At 66.1% G+C, this 11,754-nt stretch carries 12 protein-coding genes; 11 read left to right on the top strand and 1 reads right to left on the bottom strand.

Features of this window, described 5'->3' with window-relative positions:
- The first annotated feature begins 11 nt into the window (after window positions 1-11).
- Genes HMH01_RS14795 through HMH01_RS14775 form a run of 5 tightly spaced genes read left to right on the top strand, consistent with a single transcriptional unit; the run spans window position 12 to window position 4,826 of the window.
- The gene (locus tag HMH01_RS14795) at window positions 12-1,106 is read left to right on the top strand and encodes a 4-oxalomesaconate tautomerase (protein WP_171326527.1); all 1,095 of its coding nucleotides are present in this window, start codon (window positions 12-14) and stop codon (window positions 1,104-1,106) included.
- A 54-nt stretch (window positions 1,107-1,160) separates the two neighbouring features.
- Complete coding sequence (locus HMH01_RS14790) at window positions 1,161-1,373, top strand: hypothetical protein (RefSeq protein ID WP_171326526.1); 213 nt, start codon at window positions 1,161-1,163, stop codon at window positions 1,371-1,373.
- A gap of 30 nt (window positions 1,374-1,403) precedes the next feature.
- Entirely contained in the window at window positions 1,404-3,068 is a 1,665-nt protein-coding gene (locus tag HMH01_RS14785) for a thiamine pyrophosphate-binding protein (RefSeq protein ID WP_171326525.1), read from the top strand.
- A gap of 22 nt (window positions 3,069-3,090) precedes the next feature.
- The gene (locus HMH01_RS14780) at window positions 3,091-4,071 is read left to right on the top strand and encodes a D-2-hydroxyacid dehydrogenase family protein (protein WP_171326524.1); all 981 of its coding nucleotides are present in this window, start codon (window positions 3,091-3,093) and stop codon (window positions 4,069-4,071) included.
- Window positions 4,068-4,826, top strand: coding sequence for a sulfite exporter TauE/SafE family protein (locus HMH01_RS14775; protein ID WP_171326523.1), 759 nt, complete (start codon window positions 4,068-4,070; stop codon window positions 4,824-4,826). The genes HMH01_RS14780 and HMH01_RS14775 overlap by 4 nt, the downstream gene beginning before the upstream one ends.
- On the opposite strand, the gene HMH01_RS14770 is transcribed toward HMH01_RS14775, so the two are convergent.
- Entirely contained in the window at window positions 4,827-5,585 is a 759-nt protein-coding gene (locus HMH01_RS14770) for a DeoR family transcriptional regulator (RefSeq protein WP_171326522.1), read from the bottom strand.
- 270 nt (window positions 5,586-5,855) lie between these two features.
- Between HMH01_RS14770 and glpD the strand changes: the two genes are divergently transcribed.
- The 6 genes from glpD to HMH01_RS14740 are packed head-to-tail and all read left to right on the top strand — an operon-like array spanning window position 5,856 to window position 11,698.
- Entirely contained in the window at window positions 5,856-7,457 is a 1,602-nt protein-coding gene (gene glpD / locus HMH01_RS14765) for a glycerol-3-phosphate dehydrogenase (protein WP_171326521.1), read from the top strand.
- A gap of 20 nt (window positions 7,458-7,477) precedes the next feature.
- Window positions 7,478-8,566, top strand: a complete 1,089-nt coding sequence (locus HMH01_RS14760) for an ABC transporter ATP-binding protein (protein WP_171326520.1) — start codon at window positions 7,478-7,480, stop codon at window positions 8,564-8,566.
- 11 nt (window positions 8,567-8,577) lie between these two features.
- Window positions 8,578-9,684 (top strand): ABC transporter ATP-binding protein, encoded by a 1,107-nt coding sequence (locus HMH01_RS14755; RefSeq protein ID WP_171326519.1) that lies wholly within the window; start codon window positions 8,578-8,580, stop codon window positions 9,682-9,684.
- Window positions 9,684-10,556 (top strand): carbohydrate ABC transporter permease, encoded by an 873-nt coding sequence (locus HMH01_RS14750; RefSeq protein WP_171326518.1) that lies wholly within the window; start codon window positions 9,684-9,686, stop codon window positions 10,554-10,556. Before HMH01_RS14755 ends, HMH01_RS14750 begins: the two co-directional genes overlap by 1 nt.
- The gene (locus tag HMH01_RS14745; protein WP_171326517.1) at window positions 10,556-11,410 is read left to right on the top strand and encodes a carbohydrate ABC transporter permease; all 855 of its coding nucleotides are present in this window, start codon (window positions 10,556-10,558) and stop codon (window positions 11,408-11,410) included. Before HMH01_RS14750 ends, HMH01_RS14745 begins: the two co-directional genes overlap by 1 nt.
- 15 nt (window positions 11,411-11,425) lie before the next feature.
- Window positions 11,426-11,698 (top strand): DUF2160 domain-containing protein, encoded by a 273-nt coding sequence (locus tag HMH01_RS14740; RefSeq protein ID WP_171326516.1) that lies wholly within the window; start codon window positions 11,426-11,428, stop codon window positions 11,696-11,698.
- The last annotated feature ends 56 nt before the right edge of the window (window positions 11,699-11,754 follow it).

The raw sequence follows: 11,754 nt of genomic DNA, 5'->3' as shown, positions 1-11,754 counted from the left end.
AAGAAAGAAAAATGACCCAGACTGCAATCCCCTACCTGTTCTATCGCGGCGGCAGCTCTCGCGGCCCCTACTTCAACCGCAAGGATCTGCCCGAGGATCGGGACACCCTGTCCGAGGTGCTGATGACGGTCGTGGGGGCCGGCCATTCGCGCAACATCGACGGCATCGGCGGCGGCATCGACGTGACCACCAAGGTCGCGATGCTGTCGAAGTCCGAGGATCCGGAATGCGACATCGACTATTTCTTCGCACAGGTCGGTGTGACCGAGCGGATGGTCGATTATCGTCCGACCTGCGGCAACATGCTGACCGGGGTCGGGCCGGCCGCCATCGAGATGGGGCTGATGCCTGCGACCGGTGACGTGACCCGCGTCCGGATCAAGGCGGTCAACACCGGCGCCCGGGTCGAGGCGATCGTGCAGACGCCCGGTGGCAAGGTGGAATACGAGGGCGACGCCTCGATCGACGGCGTGCCGGGCGCCTCGGCGCCGGTGGGGCTGAACTTCCTCGACGTGGTGGGCTCGTCCTGCGGGTCGCTGCTGCCCACCGGCAACCTGCGCGACGTCATCGACGGGATCGAGGTCACCTGCATGGATGTCGCCATGCCGATGATGATCGCCCGTGCCGATGCCTTCGGGCTGACCGGTTACGAGACGGCGGCCGAACTGGACGCCAACCGCGCCTTCTTCGAGCGGGTGGAGCCGATCCGGATCGAGGCCGGGCGCCGGATGGGACTGGGCGACGTCACCAAGTCGGTGACGCCCAAGATCGGGCTTCTGTCGCCCGCGCGCCACGGCGGCACGATCAGCGCGCGCTATTTCATGCCCTGGACCTGCCATCCCACCATGGCCGTGACCGGATCGCAGTGCCTTGCGTCCTGCGCGCTGACGCCGGGAACCGTGGCGGATGGGCTGGTCGGCCAGGTGGACGGTTCGCCCGCGCTGATGCGGATCGAGCATCCGGCCGGCGAGATCCTGGTGACCGTCGATTACAGCGTGGACGACGAGAACGGGTTCCAGCTGCGCTCGGCCGGGCTGATCCGTACCGCGCGGCTGATCGCACGGGGCGAGCTGATGGTTCCGCCCAGCGTCTGGAAGGGCTTTTGATCGGTGTGGATCCAAGCTATTGTATGCCGTGGTATACGATAGGGAGTCGCATCGATGAAACGACTGGATGACTATCTCTGCCCGGCCCGCGACGCGGTTGAGGACGCCCGTCAGCAGGTTCTGCGCGAGATCGTGGACTACCCGCGGCCGATCTCGGGCTGCGACGCGCAGTTCAATCACCTGCTGGACCTGCGCCGTCGTCTCGAGACGGCGCTGGCGGTTCTCGAGAGGTCGGTATTCGTGCCGACCTCGCGCCATCCGGGCTGAGGCGCTTTGCCAGAAGGAGTGCAGGACGGCATGACCGCCCCCAAGACCTATGAGACCCTGGCTGCCGCGTTCCGGCAGGAGGGTGTGGCTACATGCTATGCCCTGCTGGGCGACGCCAACATGAACTGGGCCACGGCGCTGGCCGGCATGGGAACGGATTTCGTCCATGTCCGGCACGAGCATTGCGCGGTCGCGGCGGCGACCGCTCATGCCCGCGCCAATGGCGAGGTGGGCGTTGCGACCGTGACCTGCGGGCCCGGTCTGACGCAGATCACCACGGCGTTGCCCGCCGCGGTGCGCGCGCGCGTGCCGCTGGTGATCTTTGCCGGGGAAAGCCCGCTGAAATCGAACTGGTACAACCAGGCGATCGACCAGGCGCCCTTCGTGACCGCGACGGGGGCGGCCTATCACGCCTGCCACCACCTGGAGCGGCTGCCGCTGCAGATCCGCGATGCCTTCCTCCAGGCGCGGACCGAACAGCGCCCCGTGGTGCTGGGCGTGCCGTTCGACCTGCAGGACAAGCCCTGGCCCGAGGCGGCAAGGCTGCCCGCGCCCTCGCACAAGATCATGCCGAAGCTGGGGCCGGTGCCGGCGAACCCGGACGATGTGGCGCGTGCGGCGGAACTTGCGCTGGGTGCGCGAAAGGTCGTCGTCATGGCGGGGCTCGGCGCGGTGCGCGCAGGCGCGGGGCCTGCCTGCCGGGCGATTGCCGAGCGGCTGGGCGGGCTTCTGTCCACCACGTTGCCTGCGCGCGGGCTGTTCCATGACGATCCCCATTGCATCGGCATCGCTGGCGGCTTTTCGACCGAGACGGCCCGCGAATGCTTCGCCGAGGCGGATCTTGTGATCGCGGTCGGCGCCAGCCTGACCCATCACAATGCGGACGGGGGCAAGCTGTTTCCCGATGCGCAGGTGTTGCAGATCGACATGGCGCCGGTTGCCGTCAGCCAGGGCCGGATCGCCGCCCATGCCCATGTCCGCGCCGATGCGCGGCTGGGGGCCGAGGCGCTGCTGGCGGCGCTGGGCGCAAGGGGGGCCGATGCCCCCGCGTGGCGCAGCGCCGGGTTGGCCGAACGTATCGCCACCGCGCCCGCCGACAGCACGCCGTTCCAGCGCCAGCCCGGTCTGCACGACCCGCGCGACGTGGTGACGGCGCTCGACGCGGCCCTGCCTTTGGGCTGGGAGATGGTGAACTCCTCGGGCCACTGCTCGTACTTCTTCGCGCACATGCCGAAGCGCCCGGTCGAGCATTTCCACACGATCCGCGAGTTCGGCGCGATCGGGAACGGGATTTCCTACGCGATGGGCGTGGCAAGGGCGCGCCCGGACAACACCGTGGTGCTGTTCGACGGCGACGGCAGCCTGATGATGCACATCCAGGAGCTGGAGACGATCCGCCGCCACGGCATGAACATCCTGATCTGCGTGATGAACGACGGCGCCTACGGGTCCGAGATCCACAAGCTGCGCTCCGAGGGGCTGACCGACGCCGGTGCGGTTTTCGGGCGGCCCGACTTCGGGGCCATCGCGCGCGGCTTCGGGCTGGAGGGTGCGGTGGTCAGCGACCTGGGCGACCTGCCGGGCATGGTCGACGCATTCTCGAAACGCGGCGGCGCGGCGATCTGGGACTTCCATGTCTCGGACATCGTCGTCTCGCCGGTGATCCGCCGGGCGCATCCGCCCAAGGCGCACTGACAAGCCAAGAAGGGGCCAACACATGAAGGTTCACATTCTCGACGACTGGTTCGACACGCTGCGCACGCTGCCCAGCTTTGCTCGGCTTCAGGGCCATGACGTGACCGTCTGGAACGACCATGTCGAGGACGTGGACGTCCTGGCCGAGCGTCTGGCCGAGGCCGAGGCGCTGGTCCTGTTCCGCGAGCGGACGCCGATCACCCGCGCCCTGCTGGAGCGGCTGCCGAAGCTGAAACTGATCAGCCAGCGCAGCGTCTATCCCCATGTGGACGTGCCCGCCTGCACCGATCATGGCGTGGTGCTGAGTTCCAACATGCATTCGGGCGATGCCCCCTCGACCGCGGCGGCGGAACTGACATGGGCGCTGATCCTTGCCTCAGCCCGGCAGTTGCCGACGCAGATGGCCTCGCTCCGGGCGGGCACCTGGCAGGCGGGCGTGGGCAAGAGCCTGCATGGCCGGACGCTGGGCGTCTATGGCTTCGGACGGATCGGAAACCAGGTCGCCGAATTCGGCCGCGCCTTCGGGATGAAGGTGGTGTGGTGGGCCTCGGACGCCGGGCGCGAGCGGGCGCTGGCCGCGGGCGAGACCGTGGCCGAAAGCCGCGAGGCGTTCTTTGCCCAGTCGGATTTCGTCACCGTCCATGTCCGGCTGAAGCCCGAGACGAAGGGCATGATCACGCTTGCAGACCTGATGGCCATGCAGCCGCACGCGACCTTTATCAACACGTCGCGGTCCGGGCTGGTGGAGCAGGGCGCGCTGCTGGCCGCGCTGGATGCCGGGCGGCCGGGTACGGCGGCGGTGGACGTGTTCGACGTGGAGCCCCTGCACAACCCCAACGACCGGATGCTGACCCATCCCCGGGTGATCGCCACGCCGCATATCGGCTACGTCACCGAGGATGAACTCGACGTGCAGTTCGCCGACATCTACGACCAGATCAACGCCTATGCCGAGGGCGCGCCGATCCACATGGCCAACCCGGAGGCGTGGAAGGGCGAATGATCGAGGCGCTGCTGCCGCCCGACATGGGCGTGGGCCTGTTCTGGGGCCTGATGTTCGCCAGCTTCGTCGCGTCGTTCATCACCGTCGCCTTCGGGATCGGGGGCGGCGGTCTGCTTCTGGCGGTGATGGCCAGCCTCGTGCCGCCGGCGGCGCTTATCCCGGTCCATGGCGTGATCCAGGTCGGCTCCAACATGGGGCGGATGCTGATGATGCTGCGCGAGGTTCATTGGCCGGCCGCCCCGGCCTTTCTTGTCGGCTCGGTGATCGGCGCGGCGCTCGGGGGCATGCTGGTCGTGACCTTTCCGCCGGCCTTCGTGCAGATCGGGGTGGGCTGCTTCATCGTGTGGTCGGTGTTCGGCCGCGCGCCGGAGCTGATGCGCCGCTGGGGCGCGCTCACGGGGGCGATCTCCAGTTTCCTGACGATGTTCTTCGGGGCGACCGGGCTGTTCGTGGCCGCCTTCACCAAGTCCTTCAAGCTTGAGCGGCACGCCCATGTGGCGACCCACGCCACGCTGATGACCGCGCAGCACCTGCTGAAGGTGGTGGTTTTCGGCATCCTCGGCTTCGCCTTCGGGCCCTGGCTGCCATTTGTCGTGGCGATGATCGTGGCCGGGCTGTTCGGCACCTGGACCGGGCGCTTCGCACTCACGCGGATCACCAACGAGTGGTTCCTGCGGATGCTGAACGCGGTGCTGCTGATCCTTGCCGCAAGGCTGATCTGGGCCGGTATCAGCGACCTGGTCGCGGCGGACTGATCAGGCGATCACGATCTCGGTTCCGCCGGTGCGACACAGCTGGCGGACCTTTTCCGGGGGCTCCGCCTCGGTGATGAAACTGTCGATCTCGTTCAGCGATCCGATGCGCACCGGCGCGCTGCGGGTGAACTTCGAGCTGTCGGCGACCAGGATCGTGCGCCGCGCCTGGCGGATGATGGCCTGGCTGACCCGCACCTCGCGGTAGTCGAAATCCAGCAGGTCGCCATCCTCGTCCAGCGCCGAGGCGCCGATCACCGCGAAGTCCACCTTGAACTGGCGCACCATGTCGGCGGTCACGTCGCCGACAAGGCCGCCATCGGATCGGCGCAACTGCCCGCCCGCAACGATGACTTCGCATTCCGGGTTACCCATCAGGGTGTTCGCCACGTTGATGTTGTTCGTGACCACCATCAGGTTGCGATGGCCCAGAAGCGCGCGGGCCACCGCCTCGGTCGTGGTGCCGATGTTCAGGAACAGCGAACTGTCATCGGGGATGCGGTCGGCGCAGGCGCGGGCGATCTTTTCCTTGGCGTCCGAATGAAGTCCGCGGCGCGATTCGTATTCGATGTTGGTCACGCCCGAGGCCAGCATCGCGCCGCCATGCACCCGATCCAGCTTGCCCATCGCGGCAAGCTCGGTCAGGTCGCGGCGGATCGTCTGAAGCGTCACGTTGAAGCGCTGGGCGAGATCCTCGACCACGACCTTTCCCTCGGCCTTGGCGATCTCGATGATCTCGGACTGGCGGAAACTGAGTGCCACGGAACGGCGCCTCCGGACGCATGGGAATTCGGAACTGTTCGCAATTTCTATGGTATTGGCGAAACGAAAGGAAAGCTTTTTTCCGCCGATCCCGGGTGCGCGACGCCTGGTGGCAGGGCTCGCGGGAGTGCGGTCCTTCGGACATGAGGCACCGCCGGGTGCGGGTTGTCACGAAATTGAAAAACGAACATTTGCGAAAAGAAGTGTTGACATAACGCCGCCGTTTGGGCCTATTGACGAAAACGAAGCGAAAAAGGGAGGGGATCTGCCATGGCGCAGGTGCAGGATCGCAAGATCCACGACCTTTTCATCATCGGTGGCGGCATCAACGGATGCGGCATAGCGCGTGACGCCGCGGGGCGCGGCCTGAGCGTGGCGCTGGCCGAGATGAACGACCTTGCCTCCGCGACCTCGTCCGCGTCGACCAAGCTGTTTCATGGCGGGCTTCGCTATCTCGAGTATTTCGAGGTGCGCCTGGTGCGCGAGGCGCTGATCGAGCGCGAGACGCTGCTGCGCGCCATGCCGCATATCAGCTGGCCGATGCGCTTCGTGCTGCCCTACCACAAGGACATGCGCTTCGAGGGCGAGACGCCGACCTCGAAACTGCTGACGCTGCTGATGCCCTGGATGAAGGGCCGCCGCCCTGCCTGGCTGATCCGGCTGGGGCTGTTCATGTACGACAACCTGGGCGGACGAAAGATCCTTCCGGGGACGCGGACGCTTGACCTGCGCCGGGATCCGGCCGGCAAGCCGCTGCAGAAGCGTTTCGAGAAGGCGTTCGAATATTCCGACTGCTGGGTCGAGGACTCGCGCCTCGTGGTGCTGAACGCGCGTGACGCCGAGGCGCGGGGCGCGCGGATCATGACCCGCACCCGCGTCCAGAGCGCCGAGCGCGAGGGCGATCTCTGGAAGATCGTCACCCGAGATGCGGACAGCGGCGAAAGCCAGGTGTTCCACGCCCGCGCGCTGGTGAATGCCGGCGGGCCCTGGGCGGGCGACGTGATCCACAACACCGTGCGCATCAACTCCTCGGAAGGGGTGCGACTTGTGCGCGGCAGCCATATCGTGACGCACAAGCTGTTCGACCACGACAAGTGCTACTTCTTCCAGGGAGAGGACGGGCGGATCATCTTCGCCATCCCCTACGAGACGGATTACACCCTGATCGGCACCACCGACGGCGACTACGAGGGCAACCCGTCCGAGGCGGTCTGCACCGACGATGAAAAGGATTACCTGTGCGCCTTCGCCTCGAAGTATTTCGAGAAGCCGGTGACGCGCGAGGATATCGTCTGGACCTATTCCGGGGTGCGGCCGCTCTACAATGACGGCGCGAAATCCGCGACCGCCGCGACCCGCGACTATGTGCTCAAGGTTGAAGACAGCAGCGGCGCGCCGCTGCTGAACATCTTCGGCGGCAAGATCACCACATATCGCCGCCTGGCCGAGGCCGCGCTGGAAAAGCTGACGCCTTTCTTCCCGGCGGCAAAGGGGCCCTGGACCGCCGGCGTCACCCTGCCGGGGGGCGATTTCGCGGTCAACGAGGTGGGCAGCCTGACCGAGGGGCTGAAGCGCGACTATCCGTTTCTGTCGCATTTCTGGGCCCTGCGGCTGGTTCGCGCCTACGGCACCGAGGCGCGGCAGATCCTGGGCGATGCCCGGACCGCCGCCGATCTGGGCCAATCCTTCGGCGCGACGCTGACCGCGGCCGAGGTGGCGTGGCTGATGACCCGCGAATACGCGCGCACGGCGGCTGATGTTGTCTGGCGCCGCTCCAAGCTGGGGCTGCGCCTGACGGCCGAGGAAACAGAACGACTCGACGCATGGATGGCAGAGCGGCGCGACCGCTTTGCTGCCCAGGCGGCGGAATAACAGAAGTCGGAGGAAAGCGGATGACGCTCGAACTGTCGGGTGTGTCGAAGGTCGTGGAAGGCCAGACGCATATCCACGAGACCAGCCTGAAACTGGACAAGGGCACGATGAACGTGCTGCTCGGGCCGACCCTGTCGGGCAAGACATCGCTCATGCGGCTGATGGCGGGGCTGGATGTTCCGAACACCGGCCGGATCCTGTGGGAGGGGCGCGACGTGACCGGCGTCCGCGTGCAGGACCGCAAGGTGGCGATGGTCTACCAGCAGTTCATCAACTACCCGGCGATGACGGTTTACGACAACATCGCCTCGCCGTTGCGGCTGATGGGCAAGTCCGCTGCCGAGATCGACACGGCGGTGAAGAAGACCGCCGACATGATGAAGCTGACCCCGATGCTGTCGCGAAAGCCGCTGGAACTGTCGGGCGGCCAGCAGCAGCGCTGCGCGCTGGCCCGCGCGCTGGTCAAGGATGCGGGGCTTGTGCTGCTCGACGAGCCGCTGGCCAACCTCGACTACAAGCTGCGCGAGGAGCTGCGCGTGGAAATCCCGCGCATCTTTGCCGAATCCGGCGCCATCTTCGTCTATGCCACGACCGAACCGGAAGAGGCGCTGCTTCTCGGCGGTAACACGGCGACGCTTTGGGAGGGCCGCGTCACGCAGTTCGGCCTGACGCCCATCGTCTACCGCCAGCCCGCCGATGCCACCACGGCGCGGGTATTCTCGGACCCGCCGATGAACTTCCTCCAGGTGGCGAAGACCGGGCGCAAGCTGATGTTCGGCGAAGGCCAGAGCTGCGAGGCGGCGGGCCAGCTGGCCCAGCTGCCCGACGGGCGCTACACCGCCGGGTTCCGCCCCAACCACCTGGAACTGGATCGCCACGCCGCCGATGCGCTGGTCTTCCACACCCGGCTTGCGGTGACCGAGATCACCGGCTCCGAGACTTTCGTGCATCTCGACCATGCCGGCGACCGGTGGGTCGGCCTCGTACATGGCATCCGCGATCTGACCCAGGGCGCGGATCTGCCGGTCTACCTGGACCCGGCCCATGTCTACATGTTCGGCGAGGACGGTGCGCTGGTCGCGGCCGCACCCTACGCGCTGGCCGCCTGAGGGAGGGGACCATGGCAAAGATCACGCTCGACAACCTGGCGCATTCCTACCTGCCGAACCCCAAGGGCGAGGATGATTTCGCGCTGAAGGAATTGAACCACGACTGGGAGGATGGCAGCGCCTACGCGCTTCTGGGCTCGTCCGGTTGTGGCAAGTCCACGCTGCTGAACATCATCTCGGGCCTGCTGCACCCGTCTCAGGGGCGCATCCTGTTCAACGACAACGATGTGACAGCCGCGCCCACGGCCGAGCGCAACATCGCGCAGGTGTTCCAGTTCCCGGTCGTCTACGACACCATGACCGTGCGCGAGAACCTGGCCTTTCCGCTGAAGAACCGCGGGTCCGACCCGGCCTATGTCGCGTCCCGCGTGCAGCAGATCGCCCAGATGATCGGCATGGAGGCGATGCTCGACCGCAAGGCGCGCGGCCTGACCGCCGACGCCAAGCAGAAGATCAGCCTTGGCCGTGGCATGGTGCGCGAGGACGTGAACGCGATCCTCTTCGACGAGCCGCTGACGGTGATCGACCCGCACATGAAGTGGGAGCTGCGCACCCAGCTGAAGTCGCTGCATCGCGAGTTCGGCCACACGATGATCTATGTGACCCACGACCAGACCGAGGCGCTGACCTTCGCCGACAAGGTGGTGGTGATGTATGACGGGCGCGTGGTGCAGATGGGCACCCCGCAGGAGCTGTTCGAGCGGCCGGAGCACACCTTCGTGGGCTATTTCATCGGTTCGCCGGGGATGAACCTGCTCGATGCGCGGGTCGACGGGCGTACCGCCCATGTCGAGGGCTGCGCCATCGATCTGGGCGCCGGATACCGTCCGCTGTCGGGGCGGGTGCAGATCGGCGTGCGGCCCGAATATGTCCGGCTGACAGCCGATCCGGCAGGGATGCCCGTGCGCGTGCGCCGGGTCGAGGATGTGGGGCGGCACAAGATCGTGCGCGCCGATTTCTTCGGCACCGAAATCAACATCATCGCCGGCGAGGGCGAAAGCCTGTCGCCGGACATGAACCGGATCAGCTTCGCGCCCGGTTCGATCAACGTCTATGCCGACGACTGGCGCGTCGCCCCCGAAGGCGCTCAGGCGGATCCGATGGGGAGGGCTGCGTGATGAACAAGACGGTCAACCAGAAAGCGTGGTTCCTGGTCCTGCCGGTGCTGCTGCTGGTCGCCTTTTCGGCGGTGGTCCCGCTGATGACGGTGGTCAACTACTCCGTCCAGGACACTTTCGGGAACAACCAGTTCTTCTGGGCGGGTCTGGAATGGTTCGAGCAGGCGCTTGCCTCGGAACGCCTGCATGACGCGCTTGGCCGGCAGGTCATGTTCTCTGCCATCATCCTCGCGATCGAGGTGCCGCTGGGCATACTCGTGGCGCTCTGCATGCCGAAGCGCGGCTTCTGGGCGTCGGTCTGCCTGGTGCTGATGGCGCTGCCGCTTCTGATCCCGTGGAACGTGGTCGGCACCATCTGGCAGATCTTCGGCCGTGTGGACATCGGCCTTCTGGGCTACACGCTGAACGCGCTGGGGATCGACTACAACTACACCTCGGACGCGCTGGACGCCTGGATCACCGTGATCGTCATGGATGTCTGGCACTGGACGTCGCTGGTGGCCCTGCTGGCCTATGCCGGGCTTCAGTCGATCCCGCAGGCCTATTACCAGGCGGCCAAGATCGACCAGGCCAGCCGCTGGAAGGTGTTCCGCTACATCGAGTTGCCCAAGATGCAGGGCGTGTTGCTGATCGCCGTCCTGCTGCGCTTCATGGACAGCTTCATGATCTATACCGAGCCCTTCGTCGTCACCGGCGGCGGCCCGGGCAATGCCACCACCTTCCTGTCGATCGACCTGGTCAAGATGGCCACGGGTCAGTTCGACCTGGGCCCGGCGGCGGCGTTCTCGATCATGTACTTCCTCGTGATCCTGCTGATTTCCTGGGTGTTCTACACCGTGATGACCAACCTCGACAAAAGGGAGGGCGCGTGATGGCGGACGCGACCATGGCCGCAACCTCGCGCAGCACGGGCCTTGCCCTGCCGCGGATCAAGGCAAGCACCGTCGTGATGGTGCTGTACCTGGCCTTCCTGATGCTGCCGATCTACTGGCTGCTGAACATGAGCCTCAAGACCAACAGCGAGATCCTCGGCACCTTCTCGCTGTGGCCGCGGGAACTGACGTTCCAGAACTATATCACGATCTTTACCGATCCGAGCTGGTACTGGGGCTACATCAACTCGCTCACCTATGTGGTGATGAACACGGTCATCTCGATCGCGGTGGCGCTGCCGGCGGCCTATGCCTTCTCGCGCTACAGCTTCATGGGCGACAAGCACCTGTTCTTCTGGCTGCTGACCAACCGCATGGCGCCGCCCGCCGTGTTCGCGCTGCCGTTCTTCCAGCTTTATTCCTCGGTCGGGCTTTACGACACCCACATCGCCGTCGCGCTGGCGCACTGCCTGTTCAACGTGCCGCTGGCGGTCTGGATCCTCGAGGGGTTCATGCGCGGCGTGCCCAAGGAAATCGACGAGACCGCCTATATCGACGGCTACAGCTTCCCGCGCTTCTTCGTGAAGATATTCATGCCGCTGATCGCCTCGGGCATCGGGGTGGCCGCCTTCTTCTGCTTCATGTTCTCGTGGGTGGAACTGCTGCTGTCGCGCACCCTGACCTCGGTCGATGCGAAGTCGATCGCGGCGACCATGACGCGGACGGTATCGGCCTCGGGGCTGGACTGGGGCGTGCTGGCGGCGGCCGGCGTGCTGACCATCATTCCCGGCGCGCTGGTGATCTACTTTGTGCGCAACTACATCGCCAAGGGCTTTGCCCTGGGCCGCGTGTAAGCAAGGAGACGACCCATGGCATGGATGGCCTGGACCTGGCCCACGGCGATCTTCTTCATCGTGATCGCCTGCCTTCTGCTCACCATGACGATCCTCGCGATCAAGTTCCCCGAGACGCCGCGCCGCGGCATCCTGCGGATCGAGACCACGCGCGGCGACCGTCTCTTCATCAGTCTTCTGGGCTCGGCCTTCATCTGCCTGGCCTGGCTCGCCACCTTCGGCGCCCCCCTCTGGGGTGCGCTGATCGTCTGTCTCGTCTACGCCGCAGCGGTGTTTCGCTGGGTCTGACGGGGCAACCACAAGGCGACCGCGCGGGTGACAAGCGGGCGGTCGTAATCATAACC

This window comes from Halovulum dunhuangense (genome assembly GCF_013093415.1).
GTDB lineage: Bacteria > Pseudomonadota > Alphaproteobacteria > Rhodobacterales > Rhodobacteraceae > Halovulum > Halovulum dunhuangense.
The sequence above is the reverse complement of the archived record's forward strand: the minus strand, read 5'-3'. Positions and strand labels throughout refer to the sequence as shown.